The sequence below is a fragment of the Intestinimonas butyriciproducens genome, from assembly GCF_004154955.1.
GTDB lineage: Bacteria > Bacillota > Clostridia > Oscillospirales > Oscillospiraceae > Intestinimonas > Intestinimonas butyriciproducens.
This window is the reverse complement of the sequence record NZ_CP011524.1, coordinates 2,565,273-2,590,079: the sequence shown is the minus strand read 5'-3', so window position 1 is coordinate 2,590,079 and position 24,807 is coordinate 2,565,273. Positions and strand designations below refer to the sequence as shown.

21 protein-coding genes are annotated in these 24,807 nt (G+C 59.4%); 4 read left to right on the top strand and 17 right to left on the bottom strand.

Annotated elements, in window-relative coordinates:
- Positions 1-346: 346 nt before the first annotated feature.
- The 6 genes from SRB521_RS12820 to SRB521_RS16235 all read right to left on the bottom strand — a co-directional run bounded on the left by SRB521_RS12820 (position 347) and on the right by SRB521_RS16235 (position 8,052).
- Entirely contained in the window at positions 347-589 is a 243-nt protein-coding gene (locus SRB521_RS12820; protein ID WP_116722154.1) for a helix-turn-helix domain-containing protein, read from the bottom strand.
- Positions 582-1,007, bottom strand: a complete 426-nt coding sequence (locus SRB521_RS12815) for a sigma-70 family RNA polymerase sigma factor (RefSeq protein ID WP_242976565.1) — start codon at positions 1,005-1,007, stop codon at positions 582-584. The genes SRB521_RS12820 and SRB521_RS12815 overlap by 8 nt, the downstream gene beginning before the upstream one ends.
- 548 nt (positions 1,008-1,555) lie before the next feature.
- Positions 1,556-2,365 (bottom strand): class B sortase, encoded by an 810-nt coding sequence (locus SRB521_RS12810; protein WP_116722152.1) that lies wholly within the window; start codon positions 2,363-2,365, stop codon positions 1,556-1,558.
- Positions 2,366-2,502: 137 nt separating this feature from the next.
- Positions 2,503-2,856: a hypothetical protein gene (locus SRB521_RS12805; protein WP_116722151.1), complete on the bottom strand. Its 354-nt coding sequence runs from the start codon at positions 2,854-2,856 to the stop codon at positions 2,503-2,505.
- Between the two features lie 6 nt (positions 2,857-2,862).
- Entirely contained in the window at positions 2,863-7,785 is a 4,923-nt protein-coding gene (locus SRB521_RS12800) for an S-layer homology domain-containing protein (RefSeq protein WP_116722150.1), read from the bottom strand.
- 108 nt (positions 7,786-7,893) lie between these two features.
- Positions 7,894-8,052, bottom strand: a complete 159-nt coding sequence (locus SRB521_RS16235) for a hypothetical protein (RefSeq protein ID WP_165366637.1) — start codon at positions 8,050-8,052, stop codon at positions 7,894-7,896.
- A 672-nt stretch (positions 8,053-8,724) separates the two neighbouring features.
- On the opposite strand from SRB521_RS16235, the gene SRB521_RS12795 reads away from it, so the two are divergent.
- The 4 genes from SRB521_RS12795 to SRB521_RS12780 all read left to right on the top strand — a co-directional run bounded on the left by SRB521_RS12795 (position 8,725) and on the right by SRB521_RS12780 (position 11,948).
- On the top strand, positions 8,725-9,054 hold the full coding sequence (locus SRB521_RS12795; protein WP_116722149.1) for a MobC family plasmid mobilization relaxosome protein: 330 nt from the start codon (positions 8,725-8,727) through the stop codon (positions 9,052-9,054).
- On the top strand, positions 9,015-10,361 hold the full coding sequence (locus tag SRB521_RS12790) for a relaxase/mobilization nuclease domain-containing protein (RefSeq protein ID WP_116722148.1): 1,347 nt from the start codon (positions 9,015-9,017) through the stop codon (positions 10,359-10,361). The genes SRB521_RS12795 and SRB521_RS12790 overlap by 40 nt, the downstream gene beginning before the upstream one ends.
- A 103-nt stretch (positions 10,362-10,464) precedes the next feature.
- Positions 10,465-10,824 carry a DUF6050 family protein gene (locus SRB521_RS12785; protein WP_097800447.1) on the top strand — a complete coding sequence of 120 codons (360 nt, stop codon included), beginning with the start codon at positions 10,465-10,467 and terminating at the stop codon, positions 10,822-10,824.
- A gap of 248 nt (positions 10,825-11,072) precedes the next feature.
- Positions 11,073-11,948: a BRO-N domain-containing protein gene (locus tag SRB521_RS12780; protein ID WP_116722147.1), complete on the top strand. Its 876-nt coding sequence runs from the start codon at positions 11,073-11,075 to the stop codon at positions 11,946-11,948.
- A gap of 174 nt (positions 11,949-12,122) precedes the next feature.
- On the opposite strand, the gene SRB521_RS12775 is transcribed toward SRB521_RS12780, so the two are convergent.
- The 11 genes from SRB521_RS12775 to SRB521_RS12725 form a co-directional block, all read right to left on the bottom strand.
- Positions 12,123-12,320 (bottom strand): hypothetical protein, encoded by a 198-nt coding sequence (locus SRB521_RS12775; protein WP_075704717.1) that lies wholly within the window; start codon positions 12,318-12,320, stop codon positions 12,123-12,125.
- Positions 12,317-14,146, bottom strand: a complete 1,830-nt coding sequence (locus tag SRB521_RS12770; protein ID WP_116722146.1) for an antirestriction protein ArdA — start codon at positions 14,144-14,146, stop codon at positions 12,317-12,319. Before SRB521_RS12770 ends, SRB521_RS12775 begins: the two co-directional genes overlap by 4 nt.
- 13 nt (positions 14,147-14,159) lie before the next feature.
- Positions 14,160-16,244 (bottom strand): type IA DNA topoisomerase, encoded by a 2,085-nt coding sequence (locus SRB521_RS12765; RefSeq protein ID WP_116722145.1) that lies wholly within the window; start codon positions 16,242-16,244, stop codon positions 14,160-14,162.
- Positions 16,237-16,938, bottom strand: a complete 702-nt coding sequence (locus SRB521_RS12760) for a DUF4366 domain-containing protein (protein WP_116722200.1) — start codon at positions 16,936-16,938, stop codon at positions 16,237-16,239. The genes SRB521_RS12765 and SRB521_RS12760 overlap by 8 nt, the downstream gene beginning before the upstream one ends.
- Positions 16,928-17,185 (bottom strand): DUF4315 family protein, encoded by a 258-nt coding sequence (locus SRB521_RS12755; protein WP_006058365.1) that lies wholly within the window; start codon positions 17,183-17,185, stop codon positions 16,928-16,930. The genes SRB521_RS12760 and SRB521_RS12755 overlap by 11 nt, the downstream gene beginning before the upstream one ends.
- An 83-nt stretch (positions 17,186-17,268) precedes the next feature.
- On the bottom strand, positions 17,269-17,739 hold the full coding sequence (locus SRB521_RS12750; protein ID WP_476737689.1) for a hypothetical protein: 471 nt from the start codon (positions 17,737-17,739) through the stop codon (positions 17,269-17,271).
- A gap of 150 nt (positions 17,740-17,889) precedes the next feature.
- Positions 17,890-18,333 carry an XF1762 family protein gene (locus SRB521_RS12745; RefSeq protein ID WP_116722144.1) on the bottom strand — a complete coding sequence of 148 codons (444 nt, stop codon included), beginning with the start codon at positions 18,331-18,333 and terminating at the stop codon, positions 17,890-17,892.
- A 14-nt stretch (positions 18,334-18,347) separates the two neighbouring features.
- Positions 18,348-20,339 carry a C40 family peptidase gene (locus SRB521_RS12740; RefSeq protein WP_116722143.1) on the bottom strand — a complete coding sequence of 664 codons (1,992 nt, stop codon included), beginning with the start codon at positions 20,337-20,339 and terminating at the stop codon, positions 18,348-18,350.
- Positions 20,336-21,358, bottom strand: a complete 1,023-nt coding sequence (locus SRB521_RS12735; protein ID WP_116722142.1) for a DNA cytosine methyltransferase — start codon at positions 21,356-21,358, stop codon at positions 20,336-20,338. The genes SRB521_RS12740 and SRB521_RS12735 overlap by 4 nt, the downstream gene beginning before the upstream one ends.
- On the bottom strand, positions 21,351-22,028 hold the full coding sequence (locus SRB521_RS12730) for a hypothetical protein (RefSeq protein WP_116722141.1): 678 nt from the start codon (positions 22,026-22,028) through the stop codon (positions 21,351-21,353). Before SRB521_RS12730 ends, SRB521_RS12735 begins: the two co-directional genes overlap by 8 nt.
- Before the next feature lie 19 nt (positions 22,029-22,047).
- Positions 22,048-24,804 carry a VirB4-like conjugal transfer ATPase, CD1110 family gene (locus SRB521_RS12725; protein WP_116722140.1) on the bottom strand — a complete coding sequence of 919 codons (2,757 nt, stop codon included), beginning with the start codon at positions 24,802-24,804 and terminating at the stop codon, positions 22,048-22,050.
- Positions 24,805-24,807: the final 3 nt, after the last annotated feature.

Genomic DNA, 24,807 nt, shown 5'->3' with positions numbered 1-24,807 from the left:
TTTCAGCTCCACGGGAATCCCACCCCCCGCACGGTTCTCGCGCGGCCCTGCTCATTGCCTGCGACGCCTCACCGCCTGAATACGGCTGCACGCCCGGACTATGACTGCAAGGGAGTATCGCCCCGCCTGTGCATCGTGGCCCGCGGGCTGCCTTGCCCGCTTTGCGTCCCGGTGGATATCGCTCGCCCCGTTGGAGGGTCATGGCGCACCGGCCGTATGGCTCCGCACAGACGGGAATGTATCCGTCTGCTCTATGCTGCGCCGGGATTTGCCGGGCTTTCTTTGTCAAGGAGCAAAGGGCTCAGCCGCGCGGAAAGGGGGGCGCACGGTTAAGGCCTGCCTGGGTTCAGTTCAGGTCGAAACTCAGGATGGCGACGATCAGCTTCGTCTCAATTCGACGGCGGATCTCCTCGTCCACAGCAAAGCAGGGGTTTCCGTTCTGATTGCAGCCCCTACGCATGGACAGTGCCGCTATGTAGCCGGAATAGTGGTCCAGCACACGGTTTACGGCTTCCGGGTCGCCCCGCACGGCGGCGGCGATCACCGGGTAAGGGATCAGGCTGCTTCGCGCGGTTCTGCGCTTACTCATTCGCGTCACCTCCCATCAGCCTTTTCAGCAGCTCATAGGCCTGCTGCCTGCGGTTGTTGACCGTTCTCCGGGACAGGCTCAGCCTCTCGCCGATCTCCCGGTCTGCCAACTCCAGGAACCAGTACATCAGAAGGATATCCCGGAATCTCTGCGGCAGGGCGGTCAGCGCGTCGGCCAGCCGGTCATCCTTAATGAGGATCACGTCGCCGCCCACGGGGAAGGATGTGTATTCCCAGGGGTAGACGTCCCAGGTCGCAAGTGCCTCCATCGCCTCCTCCGGCAACTGGCTGAACGGGATCTCAAGATCCTGCCGGCGCCCGATTGCGCGGTAGGCGTTGTAGGCTTCGCACCGTATCACCTTTTTGCAAAAGCTGTCAAAGGCGTGCTGCTTGTGTTCGTCGTGACGGTCGAGGTCCATTTTCTCACCTCCCTTCGCGCCGGAAGGCAGGTCGTTGTTTCCCCTTTCACCCCCTACTCGTCTTGCAAACACCCCTTTTGGCCATTTTTGCGGAAATTTCTCAAAAATATTTTTCTCGCGGCTCATGCTGCGCTCCTTTCGTTCTGTTCGGGTGGATGTTCCTTCCAGAACGAAGGGCGGCGGGGAGCGGCAGCCCACGGCGAAAAAGTGCCGGGAACGACAAAAAGCGCCCACACAGGCATAAAAGCCTGCATGGGCGCTTCGGTGCGGTTCAGTATGGAAATTGTCGGCGGCTGTCGGAGGGCATAGGTATCCTACGGTGTCCGGGTATCGCCCGGCTATGCTCCCGGCGTGGCTCGTCGCCGCAGCATTAGCGGCACCTCCTGTGCTCTCCTGTCATACGCATAGGTCCCTTTCATCTGAAAAATGTTGGGACAGCAAAAACGACGGCTGCCCCGTACAGAGCAGCCGCCGTTTTCCCTATACCATACGCTGCTTTTCAGTACCGCAAGGATGGGTGTCCTATTATCGTCGTATTCTGATTTCTTTCAGGGCATTTCCGGCTTCTTCACCAGCTTGACGGTGAACGCCTGTTCCGTGGCCCCCTCCGGCAGCAGCTTTGCCATGACCACAAGCCGCTGATTGCCGCTGTTGGTCTTGTCGTACTTCCGGCAGCAGGTGGAGAGGGTCAGGAAGGTATCCCCCTCGGAGAAGGTCACACCGTCAATATCCAGCCAGTTTTTCTTCTCCACGGTCTGGAAGAACTCGGTGAGCTTACTCCCCATGGGATTGGGGTCAATATAGTCGAAGCCGACGTCCGTAATAAACAGGGCGGTGATCTGGAAAATCAGGTCGTCCCCGTCCACAGAAAGGTAGATGTAGGGGTTCTCCTTCACGAAGTCCGCGTCCATATAGCGGTGCAGCTTGGTAAACCGCACACCGTCCGGGTCGCAGTCGTTGGCAGAGTGGCCGTAGATGACGGTGTTGGTATCCAGCGCGTCCCGCCCGCTGAGATGGTTCCGGCAGTCGGCGTAGTAGCAGCCCCATGTGCTGTACTCCCGCAGCTCGTCCCGGTTGAGGTAAAAGCCGTTGTCCTCCGCCTGCATCACGGGGTCGTCCACCTCCGCGCCGGGGATATACAGCCACGCCACGGCGTCGGGGTTCCTGCTTTTGGCGTCGGCAAGCTCCGTCTGCCGGTTGACGGTGGAAATGGGGGTCGCCTCCACTTCGGAGGTGCCGGAGGGATCTTCAATGGGATCGGGGTCTTTCTGATAGCAGCCCATGACGCCCGTGGTCATGGCAATGAGCAAAACCACCATGCAAAGCATGGGTCGGATGATCCGTCTGATTCTTTTCATAATGCGTTCTCCTGCCGCGCTGGAGCAGCGGCATGGCTCAAAGTGTTGTGTGTTCGGACTAAATGTTTCTTATAGCGAAAAAGGAACAGCGCAGCTTCGGGGCGAGATGCCCGTCCGCTGCGCTGTCCAATGTTCGCTTATGGGTCTTTGCCAGCGGCCTTGCTATTCAGCCATTCGTATAGACTGGGGAACTCATCCGGCGGCTCTGGCGGCTTTTTGCGGCGCTCGCGCTCGATGCGCAGATCGCACCGCACCAACAGAATACCGCAGACCGTTACTATGAGGAATGGCACGAGCAGAATGCCTCCGATCAGCACCGTCACCAGCCACTCATCCAGAGAGGATAAAAGCCCGCTGTCGGTGAACTGATCAAACCAGCCAAAGTACGAAAGAGCAACTATCATGGCGGTGATCAGCAGCGTTCCAACGCCGCCAATGACCACAAATGAGATGTCAAGCCTCTTTATCTGCTGCCATTCCTTTTCAGTCATACGCGCTTACTCCGCAAGGGCGCGCCAGATGAAGGTGACGATCTGTGCGCGGGTGCAGTTGGCGTCAGGGCTGAACGTGGTGTTGGTGGTGCCCTTGGTGACGTCCTCCTTGACAGCCCACAGCACCGCGTCAGCGTAGTAGGCGCTTGCCTTCACATCGGTGAAGGGATTGGCCGTGCCCGCTGCCGGGGACTTCTGAGAGCGCCACAGGAAGGTGACGATCTGCGCGCGGGAGCAGGTGGCGTCGGGGCTGAACATGGTGTCGCTGGTGCCCTTGGTGATGCCGTTCTCCACGGCCCACAGCACCGCGTCATAGTAGTAGCTGCCAACCTTCACATCGGCAAAGGGCATGACTGCGGACTTGGCGGCGGGGCTGCCTGCGGCGCGCCACAGGAAGGTCACAGCCTGCGCGCGGGTGCAGATGCCATCGGGGGAGAAGTGGGTCGCATCGGTGCCGGTGGTGATGCCCTTTTCCACGGCCCAGTTGACAGCTTCCTCATAGTAGCTGCCCTCCGGCACATCCACGAACACGCCGGTCTGGGGGTTGCCGCTGGCCTTCATAAAGACGACCTCGATGGTGTGGTTCTTCTTCACATTCTCGAAGGTGTAGGACTTCACCGCGCCCACGTTCTTGCTGTCGATCAGCACCTTGGCGACGGCGTAGCCATTATTCGGGGTGATGGTGAAGGTCTGATCCCGGCCCTCGCGGACGCTGACATTGCCGGTGGGAGAGATGGAGCCGTTCACGCCTGCGGTGGCCTTGATGGTGTAGTAGGTGTAACCGCCGCCGCTGCTGCCGCCGCCGTTGTAGACCCAGTTGGCCTTGACGGTGACATCCTTATCCGGCATGACGAAGCTGGCGTTCTTGCTGCTGGCGCTGAGGACGGTCACATCGTCGGAGGTCCAGCCGTTGAAGGTGTAGCCGGACTTGGTTCCTGCGTAGATGTTGACCGTGGTTCCTGCCGCATGGCTGCCAGCGCCGGTAGCGCCGGTGCCCGCGCCGGTCAGGGTGACGTTGTGATACTTGGCAGCCTCCGCGTCGGCGACCTTGATGGTAAGCTCCTTCGTGTCAGAGCCGCCGCCGTTGGTGGCCTTGACGGTGAACTTGAACTCGCCGGCCTTGGAGGGCGTACCCTTGATGGTGTCGCCCACCAGCGTCAGGCCGTCAGGCAGAGTGCCGGCCTCGATGCCCCAGGTGATGGGGTTGGTGCCGGTGGCAGCCAAGGTCTGGCTGTACACATCGCCCACCTTGCCGTCCGGCAGGGCAACGGTGGTGATGGCGGGCTTGGTGGGAACATAGGTGCCCTCGGTGGCATCAAAGGTGTAGGTCAGGATCACGCTGTCCGCATGGTTATCGCCGGTCAGATTGGGGCTGACCGTGGCCGTCTTGCCCTCGATGGTGTTGTAGGTGGACTTAACGGAGAATACGCCTGCGCCAGCGGTCTCCAGCGTGATCTTCACGGTGTAGACCGTACCGGGCTGGAACTTGCCGCCGATGGCAAGGGGCGTACCGTCCGCAGCCATCCACTCGGTATTTGCCACAGTGTAGGAACTGTCGGTGGTGGTTGCCATAGCCGCAGCAGCGTCCTTGACGGGCTTGGCAACGGTCAGGTGCTCCACCATGATGCTGGTCAGCATGGGGATCTCGGTGTTTTCACTGCGCTTCGCGTGGCAGTCAACGCACTCCTCATGCTGCTTGCCCGCTGCATTGGGGGTCGCGGGGGCGTCTACCACCCACTGCCAGTTGTGGTTGGCGGTTTCGGTGTAGGTGGAGCTGTCCGTCATCTTGCAGACGGTGCAGTGGCGGCTGTGTGTGCCGTTTCCGTTATCCGTCCAAGGCGTGAACGCATGAGGCTGAATGTTGTAGCCGCCGTCGTTCGCCGTGCACTCCTGATAGTGATTGCCGGGGTCCAGATACAGGTACGGCTGACCGGTGTAGTCATGCGTATGCACTGCATCCGTGCCGATGTTGTAGACTGCCTTGGGGTTGGAAAGGACAGTCAGATCGACGGTGCCGTTTGCATACAGCTTATCCCTGGGGATGGTAACGGCAATCGGCTCGATAGAAGCCGCCTCGGGCGTACCGCTGATGGTAACGGTCAGGTTTTCGTGGTAGCCGTCCGCCTCGGAAAGCGCCTTGACCTTAGCGGTCAGACCTGCGGGCCGATTGGTAAACCAATTGGAAACATCTTCGCCCGCCGTAACATTCTCAAAGCGGTCGCCGTTCATGCGGATGACCACATCCTGCGTCAGCGTCTCACCGACCTTGCCGCTGACGGTCACATTGTCGATGGCGGCGGAGTAAGTCCGGGTGTAGGTGGCGGATACATTCTCACTGGTGAGATGCTCCACATGGTCTCCCATATCCACTTCCTTAAAGCTACGGGCATAGAGGGTGATCGTTCCGAATTCATATACATCAATGCCTATCTCAGGATTATACTCATGCCACTGATTACTAGCAGGCTCTTCGCCCGGGGAAACAAGCTGATACTCCAGCTTCACGCCATCCAGGGCGGGGGCTGTCAGATAAGCCTTGATGCTGCCGGTGTAGGTCATGCCCTCCGGGGTGATGGTGGGCTTGGGCAGGGTCGTATCGGAATACTTGGTAAAGGTAGCTGTTGCCAGCGGGCCCCACTTTTCGGCATCTGCGGCAGCGTCCCCATTATAGGTTCTTGCCTTGATGGTGGTGGTCTCCGTCAGCGTGATATGCACGGAGTCTGTGTTGGCATTTGTAGCCGCAGTATTGTCCTTGGGGTCTGTGCCGTCTGTGGTATAGACGATTTCAAAGATTTCCTCACCGGCGTACAGGGCATCGGAAGCAATTACTTCGATTTCCCCGACGAACTGCGTCCCGTCAGCGGGGGTAAACTCCACCGCCGGAGCCTGCGGCCAGCTGACCCATTTGACCTTGAACTCGTCGCTGGAGAACTTCTGACCGTTTGCCGTCACAACGACGGTATAGGTCTTTTCCACCTCACTGCTCTGCGCGGGAATATCCACCGTGATGGGGTTTCCGGTGTTGATAAAGAGGTTGCCGCTGGAGGCCACGGTGGTGTTGCCCTCCTTCAGCTCCCACTTGGTGATGGGTGCGGAGAAGGTGACGGTGGCCTTGCTGCCGTGATTCACCTGCGGCCAGCTATCGAGCGGCTGCTTTCTGAACGAAACCTGCTGGAATCCGGGGTTCACTTTCACATCACAGTCCGGCATAACAAAGGTTGTTTCCTGCTTGGTCGCATCTGCGAAGGTCACGCCGGGGGTATCCGTATTCCACCGGGTGAACATCATGTTGTCGGCGGTGCGATCATTCGCCTTCACGGTGATGGTTTCTCCGGCGATTGCCGTGGTGGGATTTGCCGTGCCGAAGCCGTTTATAATCTTGATGCTATGCGCCACGGGTGCGGGGGGCGCGGGCGGCGCTTCGCTCACCAGCAGCCTAACGATATGCTCGTTGCTCACGATGCCGACGTTGCTGGTGCCCTTTTTCAGATTCAGGTGCAGGTCAAAGGAATAGAGCGTCGGGTCTGCGCCCTTGAGAAAGGTATAGGTGTAGTATTCGGTGCCGTCGAGAATAAAGTTGGTGGGGGTAGAGGTAGCGCCAGGAACATAGCGCTCGCACTTGGCGTCGTAGCTGTAGCCTGCGCCCCTCAGTTCGTCCGCCAAAGGCTTCCACGTGAATGTGAGGGTATGCTCCGTGTCGTTGGTAATCTCCTTAACTTCGCCCATGAAGTCCTTGGCGTAGTCGATGGGGTTGCCGTCCAGCGTAACGGACTTCATGCCCCATGCGTTGGGGATGATTCGGACGGGGTTGGAAGCAGTGCCCTCCAACCACATGTCATAATCATAATCACCTGTCTTTTTCAAAACACCAGTTTTTGCATCGGGACCGGCAAAGGTGCCGTCAGGCGTAACAACTGCGCTGTAGCCAAAGCACTCGTTCAATCCCAGCGCAACATTGGGGTTGCTTTCCGGTTTTTGATAAACGGTTATATTATTTACTGCGTGAAGGTCTACTGTGCCCTTAAAGGTGCCGCCATTCAAACGGTACGGCATATAAAGGCTTTCCTTCCAATCCCAGTCCTGCAAATAAACATTGTCCTCAAAGGTACCGCCGTTCACTGTAACAGTAGGATCAGAATTATTCTTCTTTGCTACATACAGCGCTTGCACACCCTTCTTGAAGGTGCCTCCGTTGATTTGAACAGAGCCGTTGGTGTCTGGATATCCGATCAGCCGTACCCAGCCGTCGAAGATACCGCCGTCAATGACAACATGGCTTACTTTATCTCCATAATTAAATTCTCTTTCTTGTTCACAAAGTGCGTATCCGCGACCTTTAAGAGCACTGCCGCCCCCACCATACGCATAATGCTCCGGTTGGCTGATGGTCACGCCATCTTTGATCGTAACATTACTCTCTAAATAATCAATCACATTGACATTGGTTCCATAAGGCTTGGCAGTAGCGCGGAATGTGCCGCCTTCCAGTGTCAAACTGGATTTATTCATATGAATTAAATACCTGTCGCCTGCGTTAGCATTTTCAAACTCACCCGTGATTTGACCGCCAACTTGGCTGTCCTTGATCGTCAGGTTGCTTCCCTCATATACGCGCATGAAAGTCGGCATATCACCCATCCTGGTCAGCAGCGACAAGGTTTTTCCGTTCAAGTCGAGAGTACAGGTTTGGTTTTCAAAAGTCAGCCAATCGGCTATGTCCAAACCGCCGCCCGAGTAGTGGAAGTCTTTGGTGTCAATGTCTCGACCCAGTTTGATGTATTCTTTCTTGGCTTTGACTGCCGTTTGCAATTCCGCATAGGAATTGACGGTTTCCCACGTCTCCTCCGCGCTCGCCGTCACGCCCATGGCGGGCACGAGGGAGAGCAGCATCACCAGCGTCAGAAGCAGACTGGTCATTCGTTTTCTCATGTTTTTTCTTCCTCCTTCATAGAAAGAATTTGTTGTGCGCCGCGTTTTTGTCCCCGGCCCGCGGCCGCCGGGTAAAAGGCAGGCGTTCCTTCGGATCTACCCCACCTCCTAAAGCGGAGCCACGGCGAAGGCCGTGCCCTTCGTGCCGTGGACGCCGGGCGGCGCTCTGTTGGCTGCCGCCCGGGGCATGGACGGCTTTCCCTCGCCGTCGCTCTCCCGGTCCCGCGCCTGTGTGCGGGGGCGAAGGAAGGAAAATAGCTTCTTCATCCCGTGTCACCCCCTGCCGTCAGAGCGCGAAAAGGCGCGCCCTGTCCGAAAACACTTCGGGCAGGCCGCGCCTGTTGACAATATATGGGGGCAGCAGAAAAGGACAGACTTACTCTGTCTGTCTGTCTGTCTGTCTGTCTGTCTGTCTGTCTGTCTGTCTAATTATGGGGGAAAATCTCATGTTGTCAACCCCTTTTTTGCAGATGTTTCAAGGGCTTTCCGGTTTTGCGCTTCCGTTCAGACGCCTCGAAAAAGCGGTCTTGCGCAGCGCTGTCCTCGCCCTTCCAGCCGGACGCTCCGCCGCCTCGCCACACCCCAAAGCCCGGACAATTCAGCGCCCCGGCAAAGGGGTATAGTTAGATATAATAAGTTTACCATAGACCCCTCCGCAATTCAAGGTTTTTGTGTGAATCCCCTGTATCTTTTTCGGGAACGGGTTAAAAAAATCCGGCTTTTTTCGCCGCGAGACAAACATTTCTCCGAAAATCTGGCCAAAACGCCCTGTTCGGATTGTAGTATGGGTAGAGGGGGAAATACGGGGGTACGAAGTAGTCAGCAAGCACAGCAAGCGAGTACCCGCTTGCGGATTTTGCGCTGTTCAGGTCCCTTGCCCGAACAGTCAAAATTGCTTGCTGGGATATCCCAGACCCTTATGAGAAACGGAGGCTGCCCATGGCGAACCGAAAGCGGAATATTCAGATGAAATTCTATGTGACGGAGGAGGAAAAACGGCTCATAGATGAAAAGATGGCGCAGCTCCCCACACGGTGGTACGGCGCGTATCTGCGGAAGATGGCGATAGACGGGTATATCATCCAGCTTGACACCACGGATATCAAGCGGATGAACGCCGCCCTGTCCGCCATCGGCCGGAACATCAACCAGATCGCCAAGCGGATCAACGCGGGAGGCGGCGCGTACAAAGCGGATATGCAGGAGATACAGGAGAGGCTGGATGAGATATGGCAGTTACAAAGACGCATCCTATCAAGTCAACGCTGAAAGCGGCCATTGACTATATCTGCAACCCGGAAAAGACGGACGGAAAACTGCTTGTATCCTCCTATGGCTGCGCCGCTGAGACCGCGGATATCGAATTTGCCTGGACCCGCCGCCACGCCATCGACAAGGGAACGAACCTGGGCCGCCACCTGATCCAAGCCTTTCAGCCTGGGGAGGTCACGCCGGAGCAGGCCCATGAGATCGGCATGGAGCTGGCAAGGGAGATCCTGGGCGGCAGGTATGAGTTTGTCCTGACCACCCACATAGACCGGGATCACGTCCATAACCACCTGATCTTCAATGCCGTCAGCTTTGCGGATCACAAGCACTACCATTCCAACAAGCGCAGCTATCACTTCATCCGCCGCACCTCAGACCGGCTTTGCAAAGAACACGGCCTGTCCGTCATCGTCCCAGGCCAGGACAAAGGAAAAAGCTACATCGAGCATCAGGCGGAGCGGACCGGCACCAGCTATAAGGCGAAGCTGCGCGCCGCCATCGACCGGCTGCTGCCCGGCTGCCATGATTTGGAGGAGCTGCTGGTGCGGTTGCAGCGGGAGGGCTATGCGCTCAAGCGGGGCAAGTACATTTCTGCCAGAGCACCGGGACAGGAGCGGTTCACAAGGCTAAAGACCCTGGGCGCGGACTACGCCGAGGACGCCCTGACCGCACGGATGGCCGGACGCGCCAGACCCTCCCGCCAACCAAAGCAGCGCGGAGGCAGGGTCAGCCTGCTCATTGATATTCAGAACAACATCAAGGCCCAGCAGAGCGCGGGCTACCGCCATTGGGCGACCATTGAGAATCTGAAACGCATCGCCGAGACCAGCAACTTCCTGACGGAACACGGCATCGGCAGCATGGAGGAGCTGACAGAGCACTGCGAGGCGGCGTCCGCCTCCGCCGCCCGGCTGAAAGCGGAGCTGCGGGAGACCGGGGCGCGGATTGAGGAGCTGACGCTGAAAATAAAGCACGTCGCCGCCTACCGTCAGCTCAAGCCCATCTATGACCGCTATCAGGCGTCGAAGGACAAAGAGAAGTTCCTGCGGGGCTATGAGAGGGAGATCATTCTCTTTGAGGCCGCCGCCAGAGAGTGCAAGCGCCTGGGCGCGGTTCCGCTGCCTGCCACAGAGCGGATGCAGGCGGAAATGGACGCGCTCACTGCCCGGAGGGCGGCGCTGACCGCCGAGCGTCAGAAGGCACGGCGGGAGGAGCAGGACTACGCCGCCGTGCGCCGGAATGTGGAGGAGTTCCTGTCCCCGCCCCGGCAGGCGCCGGCACGGCAGAAGGATATGGAGCTGGAATGACCCCTGGGACAAACTTTTTGCCGCGATCTGCGTTTTCCCCTGGGCTTTTGCCGAAACGTCAGATATAATGAAGATACAAACGATTTTGAAGGAGGCGAACCCCATGACAAGAGGCGAGGCCTTAAAAGACTTTTTCCGCAAGACCATCCTGCCGGTGGCGTCGGCCGCGCTGCTGTACTGCATCTTCCGCTCCGCCTGCGTAAAGAACGGGGAACTGGACTATCTCTGGCTCTGGATCCTCTGCGGGCTGCCGTTTGGGATCTGGCGGCTGCGGCTCTGGATCATACCGGGCGGCGGCTCTCTGGGCGGCGGGATCGCCCTGTTCCTTCTGAACTTCGTCTTTGCCGGTCTTATCGGCGGCTGCGTCCTTGTCTGGCGGCTGCTGGTGGCGGCGTGGTATGTGCCGCTGACGCTGTACCGCCTGCTGACGGCGGGCTGTGCGTGTATCATCACCGAGGATTAGGCCCGCGCTATGGAAATGTGGAAAACGGCCGCTTTGCCGATGGAAAAGCCATTCACCCCCTAATGGAAAAGGACAGGCCTTTCCCACAGGACGGCAAACCGCTTTCCCACAGCGCCGCCCGGCTTGGCCGTTGCCCACAGTCCCACAGCGCCTGCGACTGCTGCTGCCGCAAAAATCGCGTTCCCTGTTAGAAAAAATCATCATTTCATGGTAGAATGGGGATAGCCCATCAAAGGAGGGAAAAGCCCATGGACGAAAATAACTCCATCCAGCTTTTTGAAGATAGAAAGATCCGTACCGCCTGGGACGAGGAAAAGGAAGAATGGTACTTCTCCGTGGTGGATGTGGTGGCAGCACTGTCGGACAGCGCCAATCCCACGGATTATCTCAAAAAAATGCGCAAGCGGGATGAACAGCTCGCAAGCTACCTGGGGACAAATTGTCCCCAGGTAGAAATGACCGGCTCCACAGGCAAAAAGCGAAAGGTGCTTGCCGCCAATACCGAGGGCATCCTGCGCATCATCCAGTCCATCCCCTCGCCCAAGGCTGAACCCTTCCGGCTCTGGCTCGCCGCCGTAGGCCGGGAGCGCATCGAGGAGACCATCGACCCGGAGCAGGCCATCGACCGGGCACTGGAGACCTACCAGAAGAAGGGCTATGACGCCGACTGGATCCACCAGCGCATCCTCTCCATCCGCGTCCGCAACGAGCTCACCGCCGAATGGCAGGCGCGGGGCGTGGAGCAGGGCCGGGAATACGCCATCCTCACCGACGAGATCACAAAGGCCTGGTCCGGCATGACCACCCGGCAATACAAAAACCTGAAAGGGCTCAAAAAGGAAAACCTCCGGGACAACATGAGCACATTGGAGATCGTGCTGAACATGCTGGCCGAAACCACGACCACGGAGCTTTCCAAGGCCCACCAGCCGGAGGGCTTTGAGGAAAGCCGGATCGTCGCCCGGCGCGGCGGCAAGGTGGCGGGAGACGCGCGGCGCGCTATCGAAGCGGACACCGGGCGGCCCGCCGTCACAGCGGAGAACGCCGCCCAGCTCAACGCCGTGGTGACGGATGTGATCCAGGGCGTGGCGGAAGCGGACAAGCCCAACGAGGACGAAAAATAAGCAAAAAAGAAGCGGGGACGCAGCCAACGGATATACCGAAGGCCGCGTCCCCGCTTTTGCTATGGGCGCGGATGGGAAAGTGTCGAAAACCGCTGCTTTTTCGCCGCAGGAGCGCGGAGAAAAGCGCGGATGGGAAATCATAAGGGCATGGTCTGAAAACGCCGCCACGGGGGACTATTTTGCCCGTTTCCCACCCTTATCCATGCCTTTTTTCACACGCTGGGACTGGAAGTGCGGGCAGTCCAACACCACCGCTCGGAAGCTCTGCTTGCAGGGATGGACACAGCCCTTGCAGAGCCGGTTGTACTGCCGCCTGCCATTCTCCCCCAGGAAGAAGGCCCATTCCAGCCGCCACTTCACGCCCCGGCTCATCGCTCCCCCAGCTCCGGGGGCTTTTTCTCCGGGGCAGACCTGGGCTGCTGCTTCGCGCACTCCTGCCTTGCCGCCGCCAGCCGTTCCCGGATGGAGGGCTTTTTCTCCGGCTGCGTCCGCTCCGCGTGCTCCTTGGCCTTCTCCAGCTCCTCGCCCCGCCGGCCGTTGTTGATAACGCCGTCGATCATGCCGTAGTCGTCCTCCAGCGTCATTTCAGCGGTACGGAGGGGATTGTCCTTTTCCGGCGCATCAGCTCTGACCGCATACGCCTGGGTCCCATTTGCCATAATGAAATATTTTCCATCCTCAGAGGCGTGATGAAAACCGTATCCGTCCGCCTCCATCTGCTCCCTTGTCATGCCGCAGAGATAGAAGCTGCCCCTGGGTGTCTGGATGCGCTCGGTGATATCGAGGCTTTTCTGCGCCGGCTGCAAAAACTCCGGCACTTCGGAAAAGCCAGCGCGGTCGCAGTAATGGGCGGTATCCTTCCCGCCCTGATGCAGTACCACGATATCCGATACCGACAGGGAGTGCCCGGTGAAATCTGCCGGACGATCCACATTGAACCGGGTATAAATGCTTTCAAGGTTGTCCTTTTCCGTCAGCGGCGCTTCATAGACCAGCTCATAGTTTTCCGGCTTCACAGAAAGGCCGTTGCGGTGGATGCTGTCCAGCGGCTCAAAGCGATAATCCAGCGTTTCATTGCCGCTCTTGAGCTGGTAGATGGAGAAACTGCCCACCGGCTCGCCCTGCGCCGCCCGTGCCTGCTCCACGATAGCGGCGGGGCTCTGCACATAGGCGGCCGCCTCCGCCGCGTACTCCCGTTCCGCCTTTTCCGCCGCGGCCAGCATTTCATCCACACGGGATCTGTCCGGATCCTCCAAGGCCGCCTTGACCTCCGCCGGGTCAAAATCAAGAAACTCCTCGTAGCCCGTGGCGTCCTTGAACTTTTCGATCTCGGAGGGAAGATAGTCCTCCTGCGTCTGGCCCAGCGCCGCCAGCTTTTCATCCAGAGCGGAGATGCGTCCGGCCATCAGATTTTCGTAAATCGCTTCCTTTGCGGCGTGCGCCTCCGGGTGCTCCGCCGCGTACTGCGGATCGTTCTGACGGAAAAACTCGTCCATGTCAAAGGCGATATCCATGGCCCATTCGGATTTTTCTTCTTCGGGAAGATCGTCCTGGAAGGTCATCACCCGGTACTCGTCGGGGATGCTGCCGCGCTCGCCGTCGTAATACTCGCAGAAGCGGTCCCCCGTATCCCGCACATAGCCCTGATCCGTAAAGCTGCCGTTTTCGTCCATCGCCACGTCCCGGCCGTAGGCCTCATAGTCGATGTAATTTTGCAGGTGCTCCGGCACCTGCATGACCTCCAGCTCCTCGATGTAGTAGCGCCCAAGATCGTCATAGTCCTCAATATGGGGATAGACCTCATAGCAGTCCAGATTTTCCGTCAGGTTGATGATCTCCTGCAGGCTGCCGCAATGGTCGCCCATTTCCATACCGGCCTGAAACTGTGCGTATTCGCTGTCGCTCATTTCATCCAGCTTCGACGCCAGATAATTGAGCTCGTCCAGATTTTCGTATTCGCCCAGCTTGTCATAGAGGCCATCCACATAGCAGTCATAGTCCGTGATGAACCATTCCTCATAGGGCTGGCCGAAGTCATCCCTCTGGCCGATGCCGATACGCTTGAATACCTCCTTCAGTTCCTCGGCGGTGGTGGGAAACTTCACCCACTCGCCCACAAGCTCGCCCTCGTTGTACTTGCCAAGATTGGTGATAAAGGCGGCAAAGGGATAGTCCTTGTTGTAACTGTAATCCGGCATATACGCTCCTCCTTCAGCTTCGCTTATTTTTGGGAAATTCCAGCTTGAAATCGATGTACCTGCCGCCAGTGTCATTCAGGATCACAGCGGCGTCGTAGGCGGTCTGTTTCTTCTCAGACCACATCCCCTTGACATTGGTACGGCCCTTTTTCAGAAGGTCTGCCGCCATCTTCTTTGTCAGCTCCTTCCTGCGGCTCGTCCAGAAGCGGTCATTTTTCCAGAGGACGAAGCCGCAGGACCGATCCGAACAGGCAAAGTTTTTCTTCCCCTCATAGACCGGCTGACCGCAGCGGGGGCAGGTGCCGATCACTTCCTTCTCCGGGGCAAACAGCTTTTTGCCGTCCTCGGAAATACAGGAATAGGTAGAAACGATCTCCCGGACCATCGTGCGGATACCGTCCATGAAGGTATCCGGGTCAGCGCCGCCCCTTGCGATCTCCGTCAATTTCTGTTCCCATTCCGCCGTCAGCATGGGAGAGGTCAGCGGCTCCGGCAGGACCGTGACAAGGTTGATACCGGTTTTCGTGGGGATCAGGCTCTTGCCCTTGCGCTCCACAAATCCGGCTGACACCAGCTTTTCGATGATGGCGGCGCGGGTGGCGGGCGTACCAAGCCCTTTTCGCTCTGCTTCGTCGGGGATATCGTCCTTGCCCGCATTCTCCATAGCGGACAGGAGGGTATCTTCGGTATAGGGCTTCGGCGGCTGGGTGAAATGCTCGGTGACGGAAACCTCCGCGCCGTCAAAGGTCTGCCCTTCGGTGAAGTCCGGCAGCGTGCCGCCGTCCCCATCCGCAGGCTTTTCCTTCAAGAAGGCGCGGAAAATGCGGTCGATCTCCCGCCAGCCTTCGGAGATGACGCGCCTGCCCTTTGCGGTGAAGGAATGGCCGCCGCAATCAAAGGCAGCCGTGACCGCCTCATACACATAGGGCTCCGCCGACGCGCACAGCAGACGGCAGCAGACCAGAAGAAGCAGCTCACGCTCGCCCAGGGGCAGGGCGGGGATATCCGCTTTTTCAATCTCCATCGTGGGGATAATGGCGTGGTGGTCGGATACATCTTTATCGGAGATCATGGCCTCCACCAGAGGGAAGAAGTTTGTGCAGCCATCAAAGGGCGGCAGCTTCGCCGCCAGGTGGATCACACAGGAGGCCGTTTCCGCCATATCGGAGGTCAGATGCCGGCTGTCCGTGCGGGGATAGGTCAGCAGCTTTTTTTCGTAGAGGCTCTGAGCGTAGTCAAGGGTCTGCTTCGCCGTGTAGCCAAGCAGCCGGTTTGCCTCACGCTGCAAGGTGGTGAGGTCATAGAGCTTCGGAGGCTGTTCCTTCTTCTGCTCCTTCGTGACGGAAGTACAGATGACGGCCGCGCCCTTGCACATAGCCGCCGCCTGCTCCGCCTCCGCCGGATCGGTGAATCTCTCCGATACCGCCTCCGCGCCGGCCAGGGTCAGGCGCACATGATGATACTTCTCCTTCTGGAACAGCGCGATCTTCGCGTCCCGCGCCGCCAGCAGGGACAAGGTGGGCGTTTGGACGCGGCCCACGTTCAGGGTACGGTGATAGAGGACGGAGAAAAGGCGGGTGGCGTTGATCCCCACCAGCCAGTCAGCCCTCTGGCGGCAGAGGGCTGACTGATACAGGGCTTCATAGTCAGCGCCGGGGCGCAGCTCGGAAAAGCCCTCCCGGATGGCGCTGTCCTCCATGGACGAGATCCAAAGCCGGAGGACCGGCTTGAGGCAGCCGGCCAGTTCATACACCAGGCGGAAGATCAGCTCGCCCTCCCGTCCGGCGTCGCAGGCGTTGACGATCTCCGTTACGTCCTCCCGCGCCATGAGGCGCTTCACATTGTCCAAAGCCGCCTCCTTGCCGGGGATGGGGGCGTAGCGGAAGGGCTCCGGCAGGATGGGCAGATCCTCATAGCGCCATTTTTTGAAGCGCTCGTCATAGCCGCCCGCGTCCAGCGGGGATACCAGGTGCCCCACGCACCAGGAAACGATCAGGCCGCTGCCCTCATAAAAGCCGTCGGCCCTGGATGAAGCACCCAGGGCCGACGCGATGGATTTTGCCACGCTCGGTTTTTCCGCGATAATCAGTTTACTCATGCTCCGCCTCCGTTTCAGCCTCCGCAGGCTCGTCCTCGTTGATATACTCCTCGTCGGGGAAATCGTACTCGTCGGGATCGGCGCTGACCTTCACGCTGCTGCGGTTCGGCTTGATGAACTTCACATAGGCGAAGGCTCCGCCGCCTGCCAGCGCCAGCAGCGCCACCGCGGCCAACAGGCCGCTGCCGCTCTTTTTCTCCGGCTGCTCCGGTTCCGGCTCCGGCTCCCTGACCTTCTCCCTGCCCGCGCACTCGGAGAGGTTGGTCTTGCAGACAGAACAGGATGTATCCACCGCGCCGGCCGCGCATTTTTCCTTACAGGTACACACCGGGGCGGCGGGCGTCTCCTCGTCCATCAGGGCCAGCAGGTTGCGCTCGTCTACCTGGTTGAGAAAGTGGACGGTGTTCTCGCCGTCCTCCGCCCGGTCGATGATGATGTAGAAATAGTTGCCGCCTTTTGTGACCACGGTGATGAACTGCTTATCCCCGGCGCTTTCACCGGCGATATCGTCCACCAGGGTCATGTTGCCCTCCGGGGTCAGGGGCTGGGGCTCATGGCCGCCCGTGGTCTCCTCCCCGGTGTAGTAGGGCTCGCCGTCCCCGCCGCCTGCGAAGGCCACGGTGGAGGTGGCCGCCATGCAGAAAAGCGCCAGGAACACGGCGGCGAAACGGCGAAAAGCTCTGTTACGCTTCATCTTCCGCACCCTCGCTTTCCTCCGTCTCCATCAGCCCGTCCGGCAGGGAGATCATGCCGCTGGCGTAGGCGCGCAGGAAGGCGGTGAGTTCCCTGTTGTCCATGCGGACAGCCTTCACCATGCGGACGATCTCCAGGTTCTCCTCCTCCGTGAGCTGGGCTTCCAGCGCGCGGAGACGCTTCTGCTGCTCGGCGATCTTTTCCCTCGTTTTCTCAATATCCTTGCGGATCTTCTCAGTCGTTGCCATGATTGCATTGCTCCTTTCCAAATCGTTCTTTCCATGAATAATTGCGCCCAAGCCCCCGAACGGTTTTCAGGTTGGCCCGTGCGTTATCCTCCAATGCCAGCGCGCGCCGGAACAGATCCGGGTAACGCTCCCGCAGGTCGATGATCTCCTCCGCCCGCATACTGGGGCAGGCCCGCTGCCTCGATTGCCCGGACACACGCCTCCCGGTCCCAGCCCCATTCCATCAGGGGATACCATTTGCTGTACTTTGGGTCTGCCAGATCACGCAGAAGGATCTTGTCGCTGCGATAGTGCTCGCCAGCGTCATAGCCGATGAACTTGACCACCTTTTTCCCGCCGGCCCAAACCTCATGGCATGGAGGATAGTTGTTGCAGAACTTTTCCTGCGGTCCGATCTTGTGTTTCAGAGAACACCGCTTGAAGCCGTAGGCGATAGAGGGCAGCGTACCGCTTTTCAGACATTCATCCTCCAAGGTCAGCCGCCTGCCGTCCTTCGTGGTCTTATAGACCCGTGTGATCTCCGGCATACCGTGATCCTTCAGCCAGCGATCCATAATATCCAGATAGGCGTAGGTATGGGGATGCTCACCGCCCGTATCCGCAAACAGGATCAGGTCAACAGGGATACGGTGCTGGTGCAGCCCAACGAGAAGGGCGGTGCTGTTCGCACCGCCGCCATAGGAAACAATATTGATATGCTCACCTCATCTCAAAGCCTTTTCGTATCGGTATTTCATTTGTGCCGGATACAGCGGTTCGGGCGGGCGGCGCTTGCCGGTCCACTCCCGTCCGCCCGCCAGCCCCGCGCATCGCCAGCCGGAGGCACGGAGGCTGACGCCGCTCTCCGTGTCCAGAATGTAGGTGACGATCCTATGGTAGCCCAGGACCTTCGCCGCCCGCGCCGCCGCGCCATAGAGGAAGCTGCAAGCGTTTTTTGTCCCGTCCGTGCAGAGGCGGTTGACCTCCAGGGTCAGCCCATCGTCCAGGTATCGGCTCACCGGCCGCCCCACGATGGCGACGCCCACCAGATGGCCGTTCGCCATGCAGCCCAGGGAAAACTTATGCCCTCGCACCGGCTTATGGTGGCGGTGGTGCTCTGCGACAAAGCCGTTCGCATCGGCAAGGGGCATCGGTTTTACAGTCAGCATCGGCTCCGCCTCCATCAGTTGTACGGCGGTCTGCCGTAGGCATAAAGGTGGGATTGCCAGTAATTCGAGTTGAGACTGGTGTACTGGATGGGATCCCCGCAGTGCAGGAGCATCCCGTCCCCCACATAAAAGCCCACATGGCTGACCCCCGGCGTGTCGTAGGTGCCCACAAAGAACACCAGATCCCCCGGCCGCGGCTCGGATACCGGCGTGGAAATGTTGTAGAGGCCCTGCGCCCCCAGCCGCCCGGTATCGCACAGGCCGCTGTTGGTCAGGACATAGCTGACAAAGCCGCTGCAATCAAAGGAGGTGGAAGGGCTGCTGCCGCCCCAGACATAGGGGAAGCCCAGATACTTCTCCGCCTCTGTAATCAGCATGGCAAAGCGCTCGTCGGACAGGTACTCCGCCGGGATCTCATACTTGGCGGGCGGGTTGGTCACATACTTGGGAACATAGCCGGAGGACGGGAACAGGTCGGGGCGGTTGCCCAGGGTGGACATATACACGGCGTACATGGAAAGCGTCTCCTGATCCATCATGTAGACCGGCAGATGGGAGAGGTCGAAGTTTTCCAGCTTCACGGTGCAGATATAATAATCGTAATAGACCCGGTAGCTCTCCGTATGGGTGTTGCCCTCCTCGTCCGTCCAGGTATCCGTCTCGATGTAGTACCGCCGCTCCACCTCCACCGTCTCGGTGAGGATATATTGCCGGTCAAACAGCATTTGAAGGTCGCCCTGCACCTGGTCTATGGTGAAGGTCCCCTCATGGAGCGCCGACAGGATGGACAGCAGCACATAGGGATCGTGCTCGATCTCGTCCAGATCATAGTGATACTCGTCATAGTCGTGGGTCTGCTCATAGGTGTCCAGATACCGCCGCAGCTCGTCCTCCTTGGCGCAGTAGGCGGCCTCCGCCGCCAGCAGGTCAGCATCCTCGGAGAGATAAGATGAGGCCACAATGTTGGACACGCCACCGCCGAACATGGAGGAGCAGGATTGCAGCAGGCCCAGCAGCAGCACCAGCACAAGGCCGATCCCGCCGATGATAAGGAACGCCTTTTTGTGCCGGGCTATGAACTCGCCGGCCTTCTTCGCTGCCTCCGCGCCCTTCTTTGCGCTCTTGGCTGCCGTCTGTGCCGCCGCCTTTGCACCCTCCGCGCCGCGCGACGCCCGGTAGGCCGCCGCGTACTGCCGCTGCATCCGCTTCTTCCGCCAGATGCGGGAGATAGGGCTGCCGGACGCAAGCTGGGGGTTATCATGGAGCGCCTTTTGGTAAAGTGCCTCCGCGTTGGCCCTGACCGCCGCCTGCTCCGCCTTTGCCGCGTCCCGCCAGGGCTTCACCTGCCGCTCCGCCCGCCAGTTTTGCAGCTTGCGGTTCCCATAGCCCACGGCCTTTTCCATGCCGCGCTCGGTGAGATGGCCTGCGGCCACGCCGGAGTTCTCCTGCTCCACCTCCCGCACCTTGGCGTGGGCGACGTGGGCGACCTCCTGCAAAGGCCGCGCCAGCGGGTTCGGCCCCGGCTGCCGGATCGAAGCCAACTTATCCGTCTCATGGAATACCAGTCTTGTACGCCCGGCGCCGGAAGCCTCGTCAAAGACACGCTCCGTGCCCAGGACGCGCTTTTTGGGGATGGCGGCCCTTGCTGCGTCCAGCTTATCCGCCGCCTTGTCGGATTTGCGGATCGCCTTTTGCAGCTCCGGCGCGGCGCGTTCCTCCTCGGTGAATTGCAAACGGGAGGATGGACGGCTATTTGCCGCCGTACCCTCCCGGTAGGCTTTGCGGCGGTTCCGCCGCTTTTTCTTCTGAGACTTCCGGACGCGCCGGTCGTCCAGATGGTGGAGGGCAGTCCTCGCCAGCGCCGTGGAATCGCCGGAGGGGGAATAGTCCTGCTCCGGCGCACGGTCTGAAACATGGCTCGCCTCGCCTGTGACCATGTTGACGGAAATGGCCCCGTCACGGGTCATCTTCTGCGCCTCCTTCTCGGAGGCCTTCCATTCCTTCATGCGTCACCACCTGCCTTTCCGTAGGGGCAAATGCTCACGCACTCGCCCGTCTCGATCATGGAGATATACTTGAAAATGGGATATGCCTGGGGCGGGCAGACCGCGTTGCCCAGGGTTTTCAGCCGTAGGGCGCGATCCGCGGTGTTTTCGGTGATACGGGGGACGCCATCCGGCTCGGCGGCCCAGAGGATACGTCCGTCCATTTCCGGGGGAAGCCCATGAGCCATTCCACCCAGTCCGGGTTCAGCGCCGCCGTCTCGGATAGCGGCTGCTCCTGCCGGATCACCTGGGATGACAGGTTGGCAGACGGGGCGCTGTTGCGAAACGCCGCCGGTTTCAGCGTGGAGCGGTAGCCCTCCGACGCTGCCGGGGTCAGATAGAACACCGCCGCCGACAGGCTCAGGCTCCAGATGGCCCCGTTCCGGTTCACCTTGCGGAAGATCCCGTTGTCGGAGAGGTACACATCCAGGTTGGCCGCGTCCCTGCAGGTGTTCTTGTCGGAGGCAAGGGGCGTGGGAAACATCAGCCGCGACGATAAAAGTTCGCTGGCGCTCATGCCATGCGCCGACACCGCAAGCCGGAAATACGAATGGGAGAACAGCGTATCCCGCTTTTGCCAGGTCAAAGATCGTTTTGTCGAGGCCCAGATTGATGAAGCCAGCAACATTTTCCCCAAGCACCCAACGGGGCCGCAGCTCGGTAATAACGCGGCACATTTCCGGCCACAGGTAGCGTTCATCCGCAAAGCCCCTTCGCTGTCCCGCGGTGGAGAAGGGCTGGCAGGGAAATCCGCCTGAGATAACGGTAACGGTTTCAAGTCCTGTTTTTTCAAAAAACGCCTCCTTCGTAAAAGTTGTGATATCCCGGAATCTCGGCACCTCCGGCCAGTGCTTTTCCAGAACGGAATAGGGATAGTCCGCCCACTCGCATTGGCAGACGGTGCGGAAGCCCGCCGCCTCCGCCGCCAGGTCAAGCCCGCCGATGCCGGAAAACAGGCTCACATGGGTCAGCTCAGTCATAGTCGTCCTCGCAGGAATGATCTCCGCAGAGGGCGCAGCAGCGGCCGCAGCCGATGCCGTCCTCCGCCGCTTCCTCCGGGTCATAGGGCGTCAGGTGCCTGCGCCGCAGCGTTGCCTCCAGAATGTCATAGCAGGTGACACCCTGATCCTCCGCAAAGCCCCACCTGCGGTACATCCTTCGGATGCACGGATTCTCGCCGGAGAGATTCTTTTGCAGCCGTGCAAGCTGCCGCTCCGTTTTCACTTCCAGAACACGGTTGCGGAGAAAGCTGTACTGTGCCAGCAGGTCAAAGAGATCGCCCACCAGCATACGGAAGGCGCCGCCGGAAATGATGTAGGCGGGATCATCGGCGGTGGCGGCGCGCTGCTTTTCCCTGATTTTTGCGTCGTGCTCTTTCAGCACGGCGGTCAAGGGCGTGAGCTCCGCCGCCTTCAGCTCCGCAAGGTCCTTCCTGTCCCCAAACACCAGATAGCGGCCGGGGATACGCCAGGCGGAAAACTTTTCCTCCGCGATCTCTCCGTAGAGCTTTGCCGTCTCGGCCAGATTATCCAGATCCTTCTCGTCCTTCGCCTTTCCCGCCAGGAAGGCGAGCTGGTGGAGCAGGCCGTACAGATGTACCTCATCATTGATGTGGTTTTCATATACCTTGCTGTCGATCACATATTTCATATCTTGTCCCATCCTTTCCTTATCCGGTTTGCCCGTCGTGGGAAACCTCGCTGGGCTTTGTCGTGAGAAGTCTGTATAGCTCGGTGGTCTTGGGAAACTCGTCCTTGAAGGGCAGGATCACATTTTGGAAGAACAGAAGGCCGCTGCCGGGGTCCGCGTTGGTCACATAGGCAAGCTGCTCGGCGGAGATGTTCAGCCGCTCCGTCATCAGCTTGCGGTCGCCCGCGGAGAGGTTCAGCAAATAGATAAAATCGCTGTTTTCCAGAATGTTTTCGATCTCCGGGCTGTGCAGCAGGTCCTTCGGGTTCTGCGTTGCCCCGGTCGGGACGCCGCCCCATTTGCGGAAGCGCTTCCAGATCTCGGCGCTGTACGCCGCCGTCTGTTCCTCCTTCAAAAGCAAATGGAATTCGTCCACGAAATACCAGGTGGCCCGCCCAATGGAGCGGTTCACCGTGACGGTGTTCCACACCGCGTCCTGGACAATGAGCATCCCCGGCTTTTTCAGGTTCTTGCCAAGCCCCTTGATATCGAAGCAGACAAGGCGGTTGCGGATATCCACGGTGGTACGGTGGTTAAAGAAGTTGAGAGAGCCGTTCACATACAGGTCAAGCGCCTGGGCCACACGGTCCGCCTCCGGGATATGCTGGGCGGTGAGGGCTGCCATGAGATCGGAGAGGATCGGCATATTCTCCGGCCGGGGGTCTGCGAAGTACGGCTGATAGATCTTCTGCACGGCACGGTCGATGACGGTTTTCTCGATGGCCTCCAGCCCTGTCTTGCTGCCCATGATGAGCTCACAGAAGGACAGCACGAAATCGCTTTTCAGCGCCAGCGGGTTTTCTTCCTCGCTGTAATTGAGGTTGATATCCAGGGGATTCACATAGTCTCGGCTGTTGGGGGAAAGCCGGATCACCTGACCGCCCAGCCGGTTCACCAGCGGGGAATACTCGTCCTCCGGGTCACAGATGATGACATTATCCTTCGTGGTCAGCATGACATAGGTGATCTCCCGCTTACAGCTCATGGACTTGCCGCTGCCCGGCGTGCCGAACACAAGGCCGTTGGGGCATCGGGACTGCTTGCGATCCAGCAGGATCATGTTGCCGGACAGGGCGTTGAGCCCGTAATACATGGCGTCCCCGCCCATAAAGAGCTCCTGGGTCACAAAGGGGACGAATACCGCCAGCGCCGAAGTGGTGAGGCTGCGTTCGATTTGGATACGGTTAAGGCCCAGCGGCAGCGAGGACATCAGCCCGTCCTCCTGCTGGAAGTCCAGCCGGGTCAGGATGCAGTTATGGGTCTGGGCGACGCTGGCAGACTGGGAAACGGCGATCTCCAGCTTTTGCTTCGTGGGCGCCAGATGCAGCATGAGGAAGGTCATATTGAACATTCGCTCGTTGCGGCTCTGTAAATCCTGCAAGAGATTTTTCGCCGCGCCGCCGTAGGTGGAGAGGTCGGAGGGGAGGATATCCAGATCGTAGCCGCTGCGGGCGGCCTTCTTCTGCTCCTGGATCTTCATGGCGTCCAGATCGGTGATCTTGCGCTTGACCATCTTGATGGCCTCGTTCTGATTGATGCCGCGGACGTGCATGGTGACGAGAAGGTTTCCCTCCACATCCATGAAATCCGTGAGGATACGGTCCTGGATCTCCGGGGCCAATATCTGCAAGAAGGACACCGCGCCGTACATTTCGCCCATGCGGAAGCGCCGTGTCTCCCCAAACTCGAAGGAGGAAGGCGCGATAAAATCCTTTACGGACAGGCCGGAGGGCGCCAGCCAGTCCCATTCAAAGGCGAAGGGCTCCCCTCTGGGATGGAGGAGGCCGTGCAGCAGCGCCAGCCGCTCCTTGCCGTCCAGCACCTTTGCCGCCGCACCCATGACCTTGAAGCGGTTCAGGGTGTCCGCCTCGATCCGAGAAAACCTTGCCCGCGCCGCCTGGACGCTCTCCGCCTCGATGGTCAGCGTGACATACTTGCTTTTCACATAGCCGTTGCTGCCGCGCTCATACTGCGTTTGCAGGATACCGGAGGCCTCGGCGCGGATCCCGTCCAGATCGTCCCCCTGGGCCGCCATGCGGAACAGGTCCCCACCGCCGGCCTTGTGGCTGCTGCTCAGGGTCATTTGCACGCCGATGGAGGGGTCATAGCCGTTATAGAAGTCGCAGAGGCGTTCAAAGATATCCCGCTGATCGTCCGGCCCCGCCAGACGGTAGCTGACGTCGGCGTAGGCGATGGTTTTGGAAAAATGCCGGTCGTCCAGACGGCACAGGCCGTCCGGGTGCATATTGCGGAAGGGGAGGCTTGCCTGTACGGTGTGATTCTTGCCGTCCCCCCTGGCCTGCCGGATGACGGCCTCGATCTGCTTTCGCTCCTGCCGGGTGAGCCTGCGCCGGCCCTTGCCTCTTTTCCCAGCGCCGGAGGCGATCCGCCCCACCGTCCGCTCCAGCTCCGCCTGCTTTTCCAAAGCGGAATAGGCGTTATTTGTCTGATAGACACGCTTTTTCGGACGGGTGAATTTGCACTGGATCAGATTACCCAGCAGCGCCTCCGGGGTCTGCCCGTTCTTCTCATACAGGGCGAACAGGAAAAAGGGCAGCATGACAAGGATCATGCACAGCGCCGCCGGCGTCGTGCCCATGCTGCCCTTGCTCAAAAAGAAAAGCGGCACTCCAACAAGCGCCGCCGATCCGAAACACACAAGCTGCCGCTTCGTCAGGCCGAACAGCATCTTGCTTTTGATTTTTGTCAGGTCCTTCGGGACCGTTACGTATGCCAATGG